The sequence below is a fragment of the Alsobacter ponti genome, assembly GCF_024294805.1.
Lineage (GTDB): Bacteria > Pseudomonadota > Alphaproteobacteria > Rhizobiales > Beijerinckiaceae > Alsobacter > Alsobacter ponti.
In genome coordinates, this window is sequence record NZ_JANCLU010000001.1 from 173,680 (window position 1) to 190,924 (window position 17,245).

Annotated in this window: 15 protein-coding genes; 7 read left to right on the forward strand and 8 right to left on the reverse strand. The window is 69.5% G+C overall.

What is annotated here, in order from left to right:
- Window positions 1-26: 26 nt before the first annotated feature.
- Entirely contained in the window at window positions 27-1,043 is a 1,017-nt protein-coding gene (locus NK718_RS00895) for a mitochondrial fission ELM1 family protein (RefSeq protein ID WP_254737625.1), read from the reverse strand.
- Window positions 1,044-1,193: 150 nt separating this feature from the next.
- On the opposite strand from NK718_RS00895, the gene NK718_RS00900 reads away from it, so the two are divergent.
- The gene (locus NK718_RS00900; RefSeq protein ID WP_254737627.1) at window positions 1,194-1,655 is read left to right on the forward strand and encodes an Lrp/AsnC family transcriptional regulator; all 462 of its coding nucleotides are present in this window, start codon (window positions 1,194-1,196) and stop codon (window positions 1,653-1,655) included.
- Between the two features lie 252 nt (window positions 1,656-1,907).
- Here the strand turns inward: NK718_RS00900 and NK718_RS00905 are convergent, their stop codons facing one another.
- From NK718_RS00905 to carB, 3 genes are all read right to left on the reverse strand, one after another.
- Window positions 1,908-2,459, reverse strand: coding sequence for a hypothetical protein (locus tag NK718_RS00905; protein ID WP_254737629.1), 552 nt, complete (start codon window positions 2,457-2,459; stop codon window positions 1,908-1,910).
- A complete protein-coding gene (greA, locus tag NK718_RS00910) occupies window positions 2,431-2,904 on the reverse strand; it encodes a transcription elongation factor GreA (protein WP_254737631.1) in 474 nt (157 codons plus the stop codon). The genes NK718_RS00905 and greA overlap by 29 nt, the downstream gene beginning before the upstream one ends.
- Before the next feature lie 108 nt (window positions 2,905-3,012).
- Window positions 3,013-6,345 carry a carbamoyl-phosphate synthase large subunit gene (carB, locus tag NK718_RS00915; RefSeq protein WP_254737633.1) on the reverse strand — a complete coding sequence of 1,111 codons (3,333 nt, stop codon included), beginning with the start codon at window positions 6,343-6,345 and terminating at the stop codon, window positions 3,013-3,015.
- Window positions 6,346-6,606: 261 nt separating this feature from the next.
- Here carB and NK718_RS00920 point away from each other — a divergent pair, with 261 nt between their 5' ends.
- Entirely contained in the window at window positions 6,607-7,017 is a 411-nt protein-coding gene (locus NK718_RS00920) for a GtrA family protein (protein ID WP_254737635.1), read from the forward strand.
- Window positions 7,018-7,020: 3 nt separating this feature from the next.
- On the opposite strand, the gene NK718_RS00925 is transcribed toward NK718_RS00920, so the two are convergent.
- From NK718_RS00925 to carA, 3 genes are all read right to left on the reverse strand, one after another.
- Window positions 7,021-7,719: a class I SAM-dependent methyltransferase gene (locus tag NK718_RS00925; protein ID WP_254737637.1), complete on the reverse strand. Its 699-nt coding sequence runs from the start codon at window positions 7,717-7,719 to the stop codon at window positions 7,021-7,023.
- 4 nt (window positions 7,720-7,723) lie between these two features.
- Window positions 7,724-8,056 (reverse strand): c-type cytochrome, encoded by a 333-nt coding sequence (locus NK718_RS00930; RefSeq protein WP_254737639.1) that lies wholly within the window; start codon window positions 8,054-8,056, stop codon window positions 7,724-7,726.
- A gap of 81 nt (window positions 8,057-8,137) precedes the next feature.
- Complete coding sequence (carA, locus tag NK718_RS00935; RefSeq protein ID WP_254737641.1) at window positions 8,138-9,364, reverse strand: glutamine-hydrolyzing carbamoyl-phosphate synthase small subunit; 1,227 nt, start codon at window positions 9,362-9,364, stop codon at window positions 8,138-8,140.
- A 256-nt stretch (window positions 9,365-9,620) separates the two neighbouring features.
- Here carA and NK718_RS00940 point away from each other — a divergent pair, with 256 nt between their 5' ends.
- The 5 genes from NK718_RS00940 to NK718_RS00960 all read left to right on the forward strand — a co-directional run bounded on the left by NK718_RS00940 (window position 9,621) and on the right by NK718_RS00960 (window position 16,813).
- The gene (locus tag NK718_RS00940) at window positions 9,621-10,079 is read left to right on the forward strand and encodes a GatB/YqeY domain-containing protein (RefSeq protein ID WP_254737643.1); all 459 of its coding nucleotides are present in this window, start codon (window positions 9,621-9,623) and stop codon (window positions 10,077-10,079) included.
- Between the two features lie 216 nt (window positions 10,080-10,295).
- A complete protein-coding gene (gene dnaG, locus NK718_RS00945) occupies window positions 10,296-12,218 on the forward strand; it encodes a DNA primase (protein WP_254738202.1) in 1,923 nt (640 codons plus the stop codon).
- Between the two features lie 259 nt (window positions 12,219-12,477).
- Window positions 12,478-14,460, forward strand: a complete 1,983-nt coding sequence (gene rpoD / locus NK718_RS00950; RefSeq protein WP_254737645.1) for an RNA polymerase sigma factor RpoD — start codon at window positions 12,478-12,480, stop codon at window positions 14,458-14,460.
- 211 nt (window positions 14,461-14,671) lie between these two features.
- Window positions 14,672-15,238: a hypothetical protein gene (locus NK718_RS00955; RefSeq protein WP_254737647.1), complete on the forward strand. Its 567-nt coding sequence runs from the start codon at window positions 14,672-14,674 to the stop codon at window positions 15,236-15,238.
- Between the two features lie 135 nt (window positions 15,239-15,373).
- The gene (locus NK718_RS00960) at window positions 15,374-16,813 is read left to right on the forward strand and encodes an MATE family efflux transporter (RefSeq protein WP_371877190.1); all 1,440 of its coding nucleotides are present in this window, start codon (window positions 15,374-15,376) and stop codon (window positions 16,811-16,813) included.
- Here the strand turns inward: NK718_RS00960 and NK718_RS00965 are convergent.
- Complete coding sequence (locus NK718_RS00965; protein ID WP_254737649.1) at window positions 16,803-17,234, reverse strand: response regulator; 432 nt, start codon at window positions 17,232-17,234, stop codon at window positions 16,803-16,805. The genes NK718_RS00960 and NK718_RS00965 overlap by 11 nt on opposite strands.
- Window positions 17,235-17,245: the final 11 nt, after the last annotated feature.

Here is a 17,245-nt window from a genome sequence, read left to right on the forward strand (position 1 = left end):
TCCTCGATTCCGGCGCGGCGGGGCGCTCAGATGTCCGATCCGGAGCTGGAACGATGCCGCGCAAACGCCTCGGCGATGGCCGAGGCGATGAGAGGGGTGGAATTTAGTGCGGGATATGCATTGCTTTCAAGCTGCCCTTGAAAGAAACGCACGGCTCCCCGCTGCAAAAGCGCGTCAAGGAAGGCGCGGACCTTCCGATTCCCGGATTTTCCGCGCTCGCTGGGCTCGAAGACGTACACCGGCCTGCCGGTGGCGCATGCCTCGCCGACCATGTTCACCGAATCGGCGGTGACGACCAGCGCGTCCGCCCCCGCCAGCAAGGCCATGTAGGGGTTCTCTCCCGCGCCGTCCCACCACCAGCCGCCGCTCGCCTCCACGATCGGGCGCAGCGCGGCGACGAGGGCCGGCGGCGAGCGACGCGAGGGGGTCGCCATCAGGCGGGCTTGCTTCGAGAGTTCGGCAAGACCCAGCGCAAACCGCTCGATGTCGGCGGGCGTGAACACGTGGTTGCGGCTGTCGCCGCCGAGCAGCAGCGCGACGCGCGGGTGGGGCAGGGAGGCGATGGCGGGGGGCAGCGACGCGGCCGCCTCGGCGAGGCGCTGCGCGGACAGGCGGTGGGGCGAGGTCAGCGTCGCCAGCACGTTGGGGCCGCGCAGGCGGTCGTGCTCGGGCACCCAGATGAAGTCGGCGGCCCCGCATCCGGTGCGAGGGTCCTTCAGGAACACGGTGAAGGTGCGCCCGCCGGAGGCCTTCTTCACCGCCCTGACATAGGGCACGGCGCGCCGGCCCGAGGCGATCAGCAGGTCGGGGAAGGGGGGCGCGATGGGGCTGCCGGGCCGCGCCGGCGCATCGGCGGGGTCGATCGGCCCCCACGGCATCGCCCACACGAAGGGTCGTCGCGGGCGCACGCGGCGGATGTCGGGCGTCAGCCCAAGGGCCTCGGCCACGCCGAGGCATTGCACCTCGTCCCCGGCCTTGCCGTCCGTCAGCACCCAGCAGGTCGTGGAGGAGGCGAGCATGGCGGGAGCGCGGCCTTGCGACATGGCGAGTGCTGCGTGCCACGAACCGGCCCGGCAGGCAAGCAATCGGCACGAATTTCGCTGGAGGACGACGGGGCCCAGCCATTCCGGGCCTGTTCATGCAGCCTGGCCTTGTCTACACAGGAGCCAGAGAGATCGACGGAACCAAGCTAAGTGCCTTTCCGACTGGACGACATCGACCTGCAGATCATCCGCGAGCTTCAGGCCGACGGCCGCATGACGAATGTCGAGCTGGCGCGCCGCGTCGGCATGTCCGCGCCGCCCTGCCTGCGCCGGGTCCGCGCGCTCGAGGAGGCGGGCATCATCACCGGCTACCGGGCGCTCGTGGACGAGAAGGCGCTGGGGCTGGAGATCGTGTTCTTCGCCTTCGTCCACCTCTCCAGCCAGGCCGAGGCCGACCTCGCGACCTTTCGCGAGCAGATCCGGCAATGGAAGGCGGTCCGCGAGTGCTGGACGCTGTCCGGCGACATCGATTTCATCCTCAAGGGCGTCGCGCCGGACCTGCGCGCCTTTCAGGCGCTCGTCGGCGAACTAACGGCGCTGCCCAATGTGCGGACGATCCGCACCGCCGTGGCGCTCGAAAAAGTGAAGGACGAGCCCATCGCGCCGCTCTGAACGGGCGGACGCCAGTCCGCCCCCCGTTCCCGGAACCCCGGAGCGATAGCGGAGGGGGATCCGGGATCCAGCGCATGGATGAAGCCGCGAAGCGGCTCGGCATAGGCCTTTTCGTTCGGACGCGCTGACGCGCGACATGTTGCGCTGGGCCCCGGCTCCGGTTCCGCTTCGCTGCACCGGTCCGGGGACGGGCGGGCCGGAGGCCCGCGGGCTGGCCATGAGCACCGGGCCCCGGCCGGCGAAGCCGGCGGCTCAGCCGCCGAGCTTCTTGCGCATCCAGCCGACCCAGAAGTCGCACAGCGCCTGCAGACGCAGCGGATCGCCCATCGGGTTCAGCACGTCGAACCAGCGCGAGGTATAGCCGCCCAGCATCGGCACGCGCTCGATAACGGCGCCTTTCGAGACGATCAGCGCCTCGCCTTCCATGTAGTCGGTCGACTCGCCCGACCCCGAGCCGCCGCCCGGGCCTTCCGACATCGGCTCGGTGAAGCTGACCGAGGTGATGCGCAGCACGAGCTTCGGCGCGCTCTTGTCGGAGGGGTTGACCATGCCGGCGAGCAGCCGCGACGCCGCGTCGGCGATGCCGGCCTGGACGCGGTCCGCGAACAGGCCAAGCCCCTTGGCGCGCAGCGTGTCGACGTCCACGATCACGGCGCTGTAGCGCTGCGGGGTCGAGACCTGCGCCGTCACGCACCCGGCCAGCGCCAGCGACGCCCCGCCGGCCAGCAAAATGCGGCGCGTGAGACGCGCGCCGTCCACGCCGGGGGCGGCGCGGTCAGACGAAGGCGACGTCCACGATTTCATAGCTCTTTCCCCCGCCCGGCGTGTTCACCTCGACCGAGTCGCCCGTCTTCTTGCCGATAAGGGCGCGGGCGATGGGGGAGCTGATGGACACCTTGCCGGACTTCACGTCGGCCTCGGAGTCGCCGACGATCTGGTAGGTCTTTTCTTCCTCGGTGTCCTCGTCGATGAGCTTCACCGTGGCGCCGAACTTGATCGTCGACCCGGACAGCTTGGCCACGTCGATGATCTCGGCGCGCGACAGCTTGTCCTCGAGCTCGGCGATCCGGCCCTCGTTCAGGGACTGCGATTCCTTGGCGGCGTGGTACTCGGCGTTCTCGGAGAGGTCGCCGTGCGACCGCGCCTCGGAAATCGCCGCAATGATCCGGGGGCGTTCCTGCTGCTGGCGGAACCGAAGCTCCTCCTCCAGCGCCTTGTACCCCCCGGGGGTCATCGGAATCTTGTCCATCGTCTCATCCGTCCGATCAAAAAAGCACGAAGGCTGCCGCTGGTCCCAGGACCGAGCCGGCAGCCATCGTCGGTTCGCTGTCTAGGCCGCGAGCCCGCCCCGGAGGGGTCAGGCCGTCGTGGCCGAATAGTCCTGCAGGGCGCGCACCTGGAGATCTCCGCCGAGATAGGCCTTGATGCCCTGCGTCGCCGCCACCGCGCCTGCTAGCGTGGTGTAATAAGGCACTTTATGCAAGAGGGCCGCCCGGCGCAGCGATCTGGAGTCGTTGAGCGCCTGCTTGCCTTCGGTGGTGTTGAAGACGAGCTGGATGTCGCCGTTCTTGATGGCGTCGACGACATGGGGCCGGCCTTCCAGCACCTTGTGGATCTTGGCCGCGGCGACGCCGTTCTCTTCCAGGAAACGCTGGGTTCCGCTGGTGGCGACGATCTTAAAGCCCAGTCCGGCCAGTTCCTTCATGGCGTCGAGAATGCGCGGCTTGTGGCTGTCGCGCACCGACACGAACACCGTGCCCGACTTCGGCACCTTGGTGCCGCCGCCGAGCTGGCTCTTGGCGAAGGCGACCCCGAAGGACCGGTCGAGGCCGATGACCTCGCCCGTGGAGCGCATTTCCGGGCCGAGCAGCACGTCGACGCCGGGGAAGCGCGCGAAGGGGAACACCGCCTCCTTCACGCCGATATGATCGAGCCGCTTCGTCCGCAGGCCGAAGCTCCCTAGGCTCTCGCCCGCCATGATGCGCGAGGCGATCTTGGCGATCGGCTCCCCGATCACCTTGGCCACGAAGGGCACGGTGCGCGAGGCGCGCGGATTGACCTCGAGCACGTAGATCTCGCCGTCCTTGAGCGCGTACTGGACGTTCATGAGGCCGCCGACATTCAGCGCCAGCGCCAGTTCGCGCGTCTGGCGCTCCAGCTCGGCGATCACCTCCGGCTTCAGCGAGTGCGGCGGCAGGGCGCAGGCGGAGTCGCCGGAGTGGATGCCGGCCTCCTCGATGTGTTCCATGATGCCGGCGATGAACACGTCCTTGCCGTCGCACAGGCAGTCGACGTCCACCTCGATGGCGTCCGACAGATAGCGGTCGAACAGCAGCGGGTTCTTGCCGAGGACGGTGTTGATCTGGCCCGTCTTGTCGTTGGGGTAGCGCGCCTTGATGTCGTTGGGCACGAGCTCCGGCAGCGTGCCGAGCAAATAGCGGTCGAACGTCGCCTCGTCGTGGATGATCTCCATGGCCCGGCCGCCGAGCACGTAGGAGGGGCGCACCACGACCGGCAGGCCGAGCTCCTGCATCACAAGCCGGCTCTGCTCCACCGAATAGGCGATGCCATTCTCCGGCTGCTTGAGGCCGAGCCGGTCGAGCAGGCGCTTGAAGCGGTCGCGGTCCTCGGCGAGGTCGATCATGTCGGGCGAGGTGCCGAGGATCGGTATGCCGGCGGCCTCGAGCGCCTTGGCGAGCTTCAGCGGCGTCTGGCCGCCGAACTGCACGATGACGCCCATCAGCGTGCCGTTCTCCTGCTCCTTGCGCAGGACCTCGATGACGTCCTCGTTGGTCAGCGGCTCGAAATAGAGGCGGTCGGACGTGTCGTAGTCGGTCGACACCGTCTCCGGGTTGCAGTTGACCATGATCGTCTCGTAGCCCGCGTCGTTGAGCGCGAAGCAGGCGTGACAGCAGCAATAGTCGAACTCGATGCCCTGGCCGATGCGGTTCGGGCCGCCGCCCAGGATGACCACCTTCTTGCGGTCGGTGGGGCGCGCCTCGTCGGCCGGCTTGCCGGCGAAGGGCGGGGCGTAGGTGGAGTACATGTAGGCGGTGGGCGAGGCGAACTCGGCCGCGCACGTGTCGATGCGCTTGTAGACCGGGCGCACGTCGAGGGCGCGGCGGCGCTTGGCGACGTCCTCCTCGCGCAGCCGCGTCAGCATGGCGAGCCGGGCGTCGGAGAAGCCCATGGCCTTGAGCTGGCGGAACGCGCCGGTGGTGGTCGGCAGGCCGAGCGCGCGGACGCGGTCCTCGGTCGCGACGATCTGGGCGATCTGCTCGAGGAACCACTTGTCGATGCGGCAGGCCTCGTAGATCTGGTCGATGTCGAAGCCCAGGCGCATGGCCTGCGCCACCTTGAGCAGGCGGTCGGGCGTCGGGGTGCCGAGCGCGGCGCGGATGGCGTTCTTGTCGTCGCCCTGGCCGAGGCCCTCGATCTCGATCTCGTCGAGCCCGTGCAGCCCGGTCTCCAGCGAGCGCAGCGCCTTCTGCAGCGATTCCTGCAAGGTGCGGCCGATCGCCATCGCCTCGCCGACGGACTTCATCGACGTGGTCAGCGTGTTCTCGGCGCCGGGAAACTTCTCGAAGGCGAAGCGCGGGATCTTGGTGACGACGTAGTCGATGGTCGGCTCGAACGAGGCCGGCGTGGCGCCGCCGGTGATGTCGTTGGCGATCTCGTCGAGCGTGTAGCCGACGGCAAGCCGCGCCGCGACCTTGGCGATCGGGAAGCCGGTGGCCTTCGAGGCGAGCGCCGAGGAGCGCGACACGCGCGGGTTCATCTCGATCACGATCATGCGGCCGGAGTCCGGGTCGATCGCGAACTGCACGTTGGAGCCGCCCGTCTCGACGCCGATCTCGCGCAGCACGGCGAGCGAGGCGTCGCGCATGCGCTGGTATTCCTTGTCGGTCAGCGTCAGGGCCGGGGCGATGGTGATGCTGTCGCCGGTGTGGACGCCCATCGGGTCGATGTTCTCGATGGAGCACACGATGATGCAGTTGTCCGCGCGGTCGCGGACCACCTCCATCTCGTATTCCTTCCAGCCGAGCACGCTTTCCTCGATCAGCACCTCGTTGGTCGGCGAGGCGTCGATGCCGCGCTCGACGATGTCGAGGTACTCGGCCTTGTTGTAGGCGATGCCGCCGCCGGTGCCGCCCATGGTGAAGGAGGGGCGGATGATCGCCGGCAGGCCGATGTCGGACAGCACGTCGAGCGCCTGGGAGAGCGTCTTGACCTGGTGCGAGCGCGGCGTGTCGAGCCCGATCTTGGTCATGGCGTCGCGGAACAGCTCGCGATCCTCGGCCTTGTCGATGGCCTCGGCGGTGGCGCCGATCATCTCGACGTCGAAGGTCTCCAGCACGCCCATCTTCTTCAGCGACAGGGCGCAGTTCAGCGCCGTCTGGCCGCCCATGGTGGGCAGCAGCGCGAAGCCGCCGGGGACCGCGTGGCGCTCCTTCTCGATGATCTTGGCGACGATCTCCGGCGTGATCGGCTCGACATAGGTCCGGTCCGCGAGGTCCGGATCGGTCATGATCGTCGCCGGGTTGGAGTTCACGAGGACGATGCGGTAGCCCTCCTCCTTGAGCGCCTTCACCGCCTGCGTGCCCGAATAGTCGAACTCGCAGGCCTGGCCGATGACGATCGGGCCGGCGCCGATGATGAGGATGGTCGAAATGTCTGTCCGCTTCGGCATGTCGCCCTTCAAGTCCCGTCCGTGCGCGGCCCGGCCGGGAGGCCTGGGTCATGCCGCGCGCATAAAAAAAGGCCGCTCCCCGGCCATCCGGTGGGCGCAGCCTCGCTCGGGATCGATGATCTGCATCGAGCGGGGCACGCGCTGTCGTCCGACTTCCCGCTGAAGTCGGGAGTTCGTAAACGAGAATCGTCGGGGAGGGAAGGGGCATCGCCCCGCCGACGCCGGTTGACCCGCCGGCTGCCGCGCCCCACAAGCGGGCGCATGCGACGCGAGTCCCCCCACGCCGGCCCCTTGCGGGCGCTTTTCCGCCAGTTCTCGGCCTTCGCCGGCGTCGGCCTCGTGGCGGCGGTGGCGCATTACGGCGCGCTGATCGGGCTGGTGGAGGGCGCGGGCGCGTCCCCGGTGCCGGCGACGCTGGCCGGCTACGTGCTTGGCGGCGTCGTCTCCTACGCGCTCAACCGCCGCTACGCGTTCGACAGCGACCGGCCCCACCGCGAGGCGACGTGGCGCTTCGCCACGGTGGCGGGCGTCGGCTTCGTGCTGACGGGACTGTTCATGGGCCTGTTCAACGGCCGGCTGGGGCTGCCCTATCTGCCCGCGCAGGTGCTGACGACCGGCGTCGTGCTGCTGTGGAGCTTTTCGGCCAACCGGTTCTGGACGTTCCGGCCCTGAATTTCAGAGCGGGTGGGCGACGAAGGTCATCCGCGCCTGGTTGTGGCCGATATTCGGATGGCGGCGCTCGGCCGCGAAGCCGGCGTCGTCGAGGATGCCCAGCATGTCGGCCTCGTCGTAGGTCGACAGGCCGAGCCGGCCGCGCAGGCGGCGATAGTCGGAGAAGAAGGTCCGCGCCAGCCCGCCCAGCGCGGCGAGGAAGAAGCCGCCCTCGAAACCGAAGCGCAGCAGCGCGGCGGCGTCGGTCAGGGGGCTGACGTCGGGCGGGATCACGTCGCCCAGCACCAGCGTGCCGCCCGGCTTCAGCTTGGCGCGGAACACCGCGAGCCAGCGGATCAGCTCCGGCCGCGCCAGGTATTGCAGCAGCGAGTTCACCACCACGAAATCGAGCGAGGCGTCCGGCAGGGCCTCCACCTCGGCGGGGTCGATGACGCGGATCGTCGGGTCGCCCGGGTAGCGGGCGCGCACGCGGGCGAGCACGGTCGGCGCGGCGTCCGACAGATAGAGCGTGGCGCAGCGCCGCGAGAGCGTGCGCGCCTCGGTCGCCTCGCCGCAGCCGAAGTCCAGCGCCACCGGCTGGCCGGCCGGCGCCAGCGCGGCGACGTCGCGCGCGACCATGCGGTCGTGCAGCATCTTGTGGCGGGCGTTCACGTAGATGGCGTGCTCGCCGTTCCAGAAGTCCAGCCAGCTTGTCCCGGCCATGGGGTCAGCGCTTCCGGTTGACCGTCTTGAGATAGGCGGTGAGGTCGTCGATCTGCGCCGGCGTGAACTGGTATTCTGGCATTTCGAGGCCCTCGTGGCCGACGCTGATGCCCTCGGCCAGCGCCTCCTGCAGCGACTCGACCGGGTAGAACTCGGCCAGCGTGCGGAACGGCGGCGATTTCGGGTTGGGGCTGGCGCCGCGGCGGCCGATGGCGTGGCAGGAGGCGCAGTTCGCCTTGGCGAGGGCTTCGCCGCGCTTCGCGCTGCCCGCGGCCTCGGCCGGCTCCGCCAGCATCAGCGCCAATCCTGCCAGCGCAATCGCCACGCGCGCGGTCATGCAAGCCCTCCCCGGCCGCGAATCACCCCCGCGATGGTGGCGCGCCGCCCCGCGCCCCGCAACCGGGGGCTGCCTCCGGGTTCAGCGACCCTCCGACGCCTTGCGGGAGTCGATCATCTCGACGAAGCGGTCGAACAGGTAGTGGCTGTCCTGCGGGCCGGGCGAAGCCTCGGGGTGGTGCTGCACGGAGAAGGCCGGCCGGTCGGTGAGGGCGATGCCGCAGTTCGAGCCATCGAACAGCGACACGTGCGTCTCGCGCGCATTCGCCGGCAGCGTCTCGCGATCGACCGCGAAGCCGTGGTTCATCGAGACGATCTCCACCTTGTCGGTGGTGAAGTCCTTCACCGGATGGTTCGCGCCGTGGTGCCCCTGGTGCATCTTCCTGGTCTTCGCGCCGACGGCGAGCGCCATCATCTGGTGGCCGAGGCAGATGCCGAAAGTGGGGATGTTGCGGTCCAGCAGCTCGCGGATCACCGGCACCGCGTACTCGCCGGTCGCGGCCGGGTCGCCGGGGCCGTTGGAGAGGAACACGCCGTCGGGGCGCAGCGCCAGCACGTCCTCGGCGGTCGCGGTGGCGGGAACGACGGTCACCTTGCAGCCCCGGTCGGCGAGCAGGCGCAGGATGTTGCGCTTGACGCCGTAGTCGATGGCGACGACGTGGCGCGTCGGCGCGTCCTGGCGGCCGTAGCCCTCGCCGAGGGTCCAGCTCGTCTCGTCCCAGGAGAAGCGCTGCGTCGAGGTCACCATGGGCACGAGGTCCAGCCCGTCCATGGAGGGCAGGGCGGCTGCGCGCGCCTTCAGCGCGGGCAGGTCGAACGCGCCGGAGGGGTCGTGCGCGATGACCGCGTTGGGCATGCCCTTCTCGCGGATCAGCGCGGTGAGCGCGCGCGTGTCGATGCCGGCGAGGCCGACGATGCCGCGCGCCTTCAGCCAGGCGTCGAAATGGCGCGTGGCGCGCCAGTTGCTCGGGCTGGTGATGCCGGTGTGGAGGATGACGCCGCGCACGCCCGAATCGGCGGCCATGTTCACCGTCTCCACGTCTTCCTCGTTGGTGCCGACATTGCCGACATGCGGGAAGGTGAAGGTGACGATCTGCCCGGCGTAGGAGGGATCAGTGAGGATCTCCTCGTAGCCCGTCATGGCGGTGTTGAAGCAGACCTCGCCGGTGGCCTCGCCCACCGCGCCGACGCCGAAGCCCTCGAGCACGGTGCCGTCGGCCAGCACCAGCACGGCCGTGGTCTTGGGGTCCTCCCAGGCGTCGGCCGCGTTGGAGCCTACGGCCGCCGTGGAGGCCTGATCTTGAAGCATCGCCATTTTCGTCCTAAATCCCGTCGCCCGACGCGGAGATGAGGGCGAGGGGCTTTCGCGCGCCAGCGGGCGCGCGGTTCCGCCCCGGATCGCGGTCGCCGGGCTCAGGCCGGGAAACTATGACGGGCGGACGCCAGCGTCAACCCTTCTCGGTCTGTGAATTCATGTTGTTTATCAGGCACTTGGATTTCCGCGTGCCGGCCGGCCCGATTCGCGGGCAGGCTCGCGCGGGTCCGCAACGAAGGGCAGGAGCCCCATGCGCCAGCAGTTCACAGACGCGCTCAAGGAGGCCATGAAGGCGGGCGACAAACGCCGCGTCTCCACGGTCCGGCTCATCACCGCCGCCCTCAAGGACCGCGACATCGAGGCGCGCGGCGCGGGCAAGGAGCCACTGTCCGACGACGAGATTCTCGGCGTGCTTCAGAAGATGGTGAAGCAGCGCCAGGAGAGCCTGAAGATCTACGAGGACGCCGGTCGCGCCGACCTCGCCGAGCAGGAGCGCGAGGAACTGGCCATCATCATGGGCTTCATGCCCCGCCAGATGGACGAGGCGCAGGTCAAGGCCGCCATCGACGCGGCGGTGGCCGAGACGGGCGCGGCGAGCCTGAAGGACATGGGCAAGGTGATGGCCGCGCTCAAGGAGCGCTACGCCGGCCAGATGGACTTCGGCAAGGCCAGCGCCGCCATCAAGGCCCGCCTCTCCGGCCAGGCCTGAGCGCGGTCGCGACCGACTCGGCGGCGGGCGGCTGACGCGAAAAGCCGGCGAGCCTGGACGCGCCCCTCCATGGAGCGGCGCGAGCCGGGCTCGCGGGCCTGTGGATAGCGGGGATTGCGCACCGGAAGACCGGCGAAGTGACCCGCTTCGGGCCTCGGCGGGCGGCGCGGCCCCGTGCCGCTTGCAACCCCGACGCGCCGTGCTACCTCATCTTCGATGCGCTATCCGCCAGGACTTCTCGACGAAATTCGCGCCCGGCTGCCGGTGTCGGAAGTCGTGGGCAAGCGCGTGCGCCTGCAGAAGGCGGGGCGGGAGTGGAAGGGCCTGTCGCCCTTCAACGCGGAGCGCACGCCCTCCTTCTTCGTCAACGACCAGAAGGGTTTCTACCACGACTTCTCGTCCGGCCGGCACGGCGACATCTTCTCCTTCGTGATGGAGACGGAGGGGCTGGAGTTCCCCGAGGCCGTCGAGCGGCTGGCGGGGCTCGCCGGGGTGTCGTTGCCCAAGGTCTCCCGCGAGGCGGAGGAGCAGGAGCACCGCGCCAAGTCGCTGATCGACGTGATGGCGCTGGCCGCCGCCTTCTTCCAGGCGGAGCTGCGGGGGCGGCGCGGCGCCAAGGCCCGCGCCTATCTGGAGGGGCGCGGCCTCTCGGAGGAGGCGTGGACGCGCTTCGGCATGGGCTACGCGCCGGCCGACCGCTACGCGCTGCGCGACCATCTCGCCGGCAAGGGCGTTCCCGCGCAGGCCATGCTGGAAGCGGGCCTGCTGGTCGAGCGCGAGGACGTCAACGTCCCCTACGACCGGTTCCGCGACCGCGTGATGTTCCCGATCTGCGACGCGCGCGGCCGGGTGATCGCCTTCGGCGGGCGGGCCCTCGAAAAGGACGTGCCGGCAAAGTACCTCAACAGCCCGGACACGCCGCTCTTCCACAAGGGCCAGGTGCTCTACAATCACCACAACGCGCGCAAGGCGGCGCACGACCGCGGCACGGTGATCGCCGTGGAGGGCTATGTCGACGTCATCGCCATGAGCCTCGCCGGGTTTCCCAACTCGGTCGCCCCGCTCGGCACGGCGCTGACGCCGGAACAGCTCGCTTTGCTGTGGCGCATGGCCGACGAGCCGATCCTGTGCTTCGACGGCGACAAGGCCGGCCGGCGCGCCGCGTGGCGGGCCATCGACGTGGCGATGCCGTCCTTGCAGCCGGGCAAGTCGCTGCGCTTCGCGCTGCTGCCCGAGGGGCAGGACCCCGACGACCTCGCCCGCTCAGGCGGGCAGGCGGCGCTGCAAAAGGCGCTCGACCAGGCGATGCCGCTGGTCGACCTTTTGTGGATGCGCGAGGTTGAGGCCGGCCCCCTCGACACGCCGGAGCGCCGCGCGGCGCTGGAACGGCGGATGCGCGAAGTGCTCGCCACCATCAAGGACGAGGATTTGCGCCGCCATTACAGGGCGGAGATGGACGTGCGGCTGCGCGCCCTGATGCCCGGCGCGGGCGGCGGCAGGGGCGGCGGACGCGCCGGCGGCGGGCGCGAAGGCGGGCGCGGCCGGCCGGGGCAGGGGCGCGGATCGTCGGGCGGACCGCCAGAGCCGTTGCGCGCCAGCGCCAGCCTGTCGCGCAGCGCCATTTTCGCGGCGCCCTCGGCGGTGTCGCCGCGCGAGGCGATGATCCTGCTGATCCTCACCGCCCATCCCGTCCTGCTGGCGGAGCAGGCCGAGACGCTGGCCGCCATGGACTTCGCGCACGCCGATACGCGCCGCGTTCGGCAGGCGCTGGTCGACTTCGAGGCCCATCGCGAAGCGGGCGAGGAGGGCGATCCGCGCGGCTGGATCGTGGCCATGGGGCTCGGCCCCGTGCTCGACCGGCTGGAGGCCGTGGTGCGGCATGGCGACCGATGGTGTCTTGACTCCGGGGCCGATCCTGAACAAGTCAGGGACAGCCTCAGGCAGGCGATGACCTTGCATCGCCGCGCGCTGACGCTACATAACGAACTCGGGATGGCCCGCACGGCGTTCGCGCAGGACGAAAGCGAGGCCAGCCTGGCTTGGATACGCGACCTCGTCCTCCAGATTTCGACCCTCGACGGGACGGAAGCCGAGATCGATCGCGGCGCGCGGGCCTCCGGGCCGGACCAGGATCGATAGCGTTGCGGCCGCCTGGAAGGCGCGCCGACAGGAAAGTGCGTGAGAAGGAGCCGGTGAGGGAGCGGTCCGCGTGCGGCGGGGCGGCTCGTTCGGGCTCCGGTCGGAAACGGTTAAGGGTGACTTAAGCGATTCACGACATTGATCGAGGCCGGTTTTCGTGCAGGGCGGCGGGACGGGAGTCCCTGCTGCCCATTCTGACGTGAACTTCGTTGTTTCTCCGGGCGTTGGCGTGGCCCGGGCGGGTTTGGAGCGATCGGGAATGGCGACAAAGACGAACGAGAAGGCCGAAGGCGACGTCGCGGATGCACCGCAGGCGGACAGCCCGCTTCTCGACCTGACCGATCAGGCCGTCAAGCGAATGATCAAGCTCGCGAAGAAGCGCGGGTTTGTCACCTATGAAGAGCTGAACGAGGTCCTCCCCTCCGAGGAAGTCACGTCCGAGCAGATCGAGGACATCCTCGCCATGCTCAACGAGATGGGGATCAACGTCATCGAGTCCGAGGAGGCCGACGCGGACCGCCCGGAAGCGAGCGACGAGAGCGAGGACGAGGAGGGCGGCGAGCTCGTCGAGACGGCGCGCGCCCTGCCGGCCAAGGTCGAGCGCGCCGAGCCGGCCGACCGCACCGACGACCCCGTGCGCATGTACCTGCGCGAGATGGGCTCGGTCGAGCTGCTGTCGCGCGAGGGCGAGATCGCCATCGCCAAGCGCATCGAGGCCGGCCGCGAGGCCATGATCGCCGGGCTGTGCGAGAGCCCGCTGACCTTCCAGGCCATCATCATCTGGCGCGACGAGCTGAACGAAGCCAAGGTTTTGCTGCGCGACATCATCGACCTCGAGGCGACCTACGCCGGCCCGGAGGGCAAGGGCGGGCCAAAGGTCGAGGAGGGCGAGGAGGAGGCCGAGGGCGAGACGCTGGCGGCCGAGGGCGACGCCGTTCCCGAGGGCGACCTCGAGGAAGACGACATGGAGAACAACGTCTCCCTGTCGGCCATGGAGTCCGAGCTGAAGCCGAAGGTGCTGGAAACCTTCGACCGCATCGCCGACGCCTACAAGAAGCTGCGCCGCCTGCAGGACCAGAACGTCGAGTCCAAGCTGCAGAACACGTCGCTGACGCCGGCCCAGGAGCGCAAGTACAAGAAGCTCAAGGAAGAGATCGTCACCGACGTCAAGTCGCTGTCGCTCAACGCCAACCGCATCGAGGCGCTGGTCGAGCAGCTCTACGACATCAACAAGCGGCTCATCGGCCTGGAAGGCCGGCTGATGCGGCTGGCCGAGAGCTACCGCGTCTCGCGCGAGGACTTCCTGAAGAACTACCAGGGGTCGGAGCTCGACCCCAAGTGGCTGCTGCGCGTCTCCAAGCTCGGGACCCGCGGCTGGAAGGAGTTCGTCGCCAACGACAAGGACTCGATCAAGGACATCAGGCAGGACATCCACAATCTCGCCTCGGAGACGGGGCTGGAGATCCAGGAGTTCCGCAAGATCGTCCACATGGTGCAGAAGGGCGAGCGCGAGGCGCGCCAGGCCAAGAAGGAAATGGTGGAGGCGAACCTGCGCCTCGTCATCTCCATCGCCAAGAAGTACACGAACCGCGGCCTGCAGTTCCTGGACCTGATCCAGGAGGGCAATATCGGCCTGATGAAGGCGGTGGACAAGTTCGAGTACCGGCGCGGCTACAAGTTCTCGACCTACGCGACGTGGTGGATCCGGCAGGCGATCACCCGCTCCATCGCCGACCAGGCGCGCACTATCCGCATCCCGGTGCACATGATCGAGACGATCAACAAGATCGTCCGCACCAGCCGCCAGATGCTGCACGAGATCGGCCGCGAGCCGACCCCGGAGGAGCTGGCCGAGAAGCTGGCCATGCCGCTGGAGAAGGTGCGCAAGGTGCTGAAGATCGCCAAGGAGCCGATCTCGCTCGAAACGCCCATCGGCGACGAGGAGGACAGCCACCTCGGCGACTTCATCGAGGACAAGAATGCCATCCTGCCCATCGACGCGGCGATTCAGTCCAATTTGCGCGAGACGACGACGCGCGTGCTCGCCTCGCTGACGCCGCGCGAGGAGCGCGTACTGCGCATGCGCTTCGGCATCGGCATGAACACCGACCACACGCTGGAGGAAGTCGGCCAGCAGTTCTCGGTGACGCGCGAGCGCATCCGCCAGATCGAGGCGAAGGCGCTGCGCAAGCTCAAGCATCCCAGCCGCAGCCGCAAGCTGCGCAGCTTCCTCGACAACTAACGAAAAGCCCCCCGGAGACGGGGGCTTTTTCGTGAGCCGGGGCCGTGCGCCGCGCGGGGCAGACCGGCGCGGCCCGCCTGTCGCCCGCCTCCCGAAAGCAGCCTATGATTGCGGAACGCTCCTCCAAGCGGGGGAGTTCGTCTCCGCGCGCGCCGGCCCGCTTCGCGGCGCCCGGGAGCCGCGGAACCGCAACAGAACTCGGGAGATCGCCATGCGCACGGCTCTACTCATCTCCGCAGCACTCATGGCCGTGATGGCCGGCACGTCCGGCGCGGCGCTCGCGCAGGATCGTGGCGGACGCGGCGACATGGAGCGCATGCGCCAGATGGACCGCATGCATCGGGACTGGAACTCGGACGACCGGCAGTCCGACCGCCGCTCCTGGCGCGATGACCGCGGCGGCGACCAGGCCGACAACGAGGACGACGGCTACGACGACAACAATGACGACCATGACGCCATGGTGCGCATGCATCGCCGCATGATGATGGACCGCATGGGCGGCATGGGCCGCGGCATGGGAGGCGGCATGGGCGGCATGGGCGGCGGCATGATGGGCGGTCGCGGCATGATGGGCGGTGGCATGATGGGCGGCGGGGCGCGCTTCGTGTTCCGCTCCGGCGACACCCGCATGGCCGTGACGTGCAGCCCGAGCGAGACGATGAAGGCCTGCGTCGACGCGGCGACCGCGCTGATGGACCGCGCCCGCGCGGCCAATCCCGCGTCGCCGGCCCCGACGCCGACCCCCACGCCGACGCCGACGCCCAGCCCGCAATAGGCCCAGCGCCTTCGCCGGCAGGCCCGGCCGCGCCGCTCCCGAACGGGCGGCGCGGCTTTTCCGTCTGGTCCCCTGCGTGGCGACGTGCGCGAAAGCGCACGCCATCCGCGACCGATTGCGCTAGAAGCCCGTGCCATGACCGAGATCCCGATCCAGCGCGACATCGACCGCGAGGCCGAGATCGCCCGCCCCGCCCCGCGCGCGTGGTGGGAGGAGGCGCGCGCCACGATGGCGCTGGCGTGGCCGCTGATCCTCACCAACCTGGCGCAGACCGGCATGACCACGACCGACGTGGTGATGATGGGCCATCTCGGCCCGCAGGCGCTGGCGGCGGGCTCGCTCGGCTTCAACCTGCACTTCGCCATCCTGATCTTCGGCATCGGCGTCATCAGCGCCGCCTCGCCGCTGATCGCCGCCGAGCGCGGGCGCAACCGTCACGCGGTGCGCGAGGTGCGGCGCACGGTGCGCCAGGGCCTGTGGGCCTGCGTGGCGATCAGCGTGCCGAGCTGGCTGGTGCTGTGGCACGGCGAGGCGATCCTGCTGGCGATGGGGCAGGAGCCGCATCTGGCGGCGCTGGCCGGCGCGTATCTGCGCACGCTGCAATGGGGCATGCTGCCCTTCCTCGGCTACCTCGTGCTGCGCTCGTATCTCGCGGCGATGGAGCGCCCGCGCTGGGCGCTGGCCGCCGTCGTGGTGGCGTTCCTGTTCAACATCTTCGCCAACTGGGTGCTGATGTTCGGCCATCTCGGCGTGCCGCCGCTTGGCCTGCCGGGCTCGGGGCTGGCGACGACGCTGGCCTCGGTGGTGCTGTTCGGCGGCCTCGCGGTCGTCGTCCAGATGGACCGCCGCTTCCGCCGCTACCACCTGTTCGGCCGCTTCTGGCGGCCCGACTGGCCGCGCCTGCGCGACTACTGGCGGCTCGGCCTGCCGATCGGCGCGACGCTGGCCTTCGAGGTCACGATCTTCAACTGCGCGGTGTTCCTGATGGGGTTGATCGGCGCCGACGAGCTCGCCGCCCACTCCATCGCCATCCAGATCGCCTCGCTCGTCTTCATGGTTCCGCTCGGCTTCAACCAGGCGGTGACGGTGCGCGTCGGCCGGGCCTTCGGGGCGGGCGACCCCCACGGCGTCAGCCTCGCGGGCTGGGCGTCCTTCGCGCTCGGCGTCGGCTTCATGGTGCTCACCGCGACGGTGATGGTGGTCGCCCCGCGCGTGCTGGTCGGCTTCTTCATCGACATCGACGCGCCGGCCAACGCGGCGGTGGTCGAGTTCGCCGTGGTGTTCCTGTTCTACGCGGCTCTGTTCCAGGTGGCGGACGGCGCGCAGGCGGTCGGCTCGGGCATGCTGCGCGGGCTGCACGACACGCGCGTGCCGATGATCTACGCGGCGATCGGCTATTGGGGCGTCGGACTGCCGCTGAGCGTCGGGCTCGGCTTTGGCACGGGGCTGCGCGGCTCGGGCATCTGGATGGGGCTGGCGGCGGGGCTGACGGTGGTGGCCGTGCTGATGATGCAGCGCTGGCTGCGGCGCGATGCGCTGGGCCTCGCCGGGCGCGCGGGCGCGCTCAGCCGCTGAGTTCGCCGGAGCGGTCGAACGGCCGCGCCCACGCGGCCGGCGGCGTCCTCGCCTCGGTGTCGGCGAACACGCGCGTCATCATCCGGTACAGCGTGTCCTGATCGTAGGGCTTGGCGATCTGCGGCAGGGCGCAGTAGGGCGCGGGGATCACGTTGGTGGTCGCGTAGCCGCTGCACAGGATGAGCGGAATGGAGCGCTCGATCAGCATCTCGGCGACGGGGTAGACCAGCCGCCCGCGGACGTTGACGTCCAGCAGCGCGCCGTCGAGCCGTTCCTTGAGAATGATCTTCTCGGCTTCCCCGATGTCGGAGGCGGGACCGATGATTTCGCACCCGAACGTCTGGAGCATGTCCTCCATCGCCAGTGCAATCAGCAGTTCATCCTCGACGACGAGGATGCGGAGGTTCATGAGGTCCATCATCTACGGTGTTC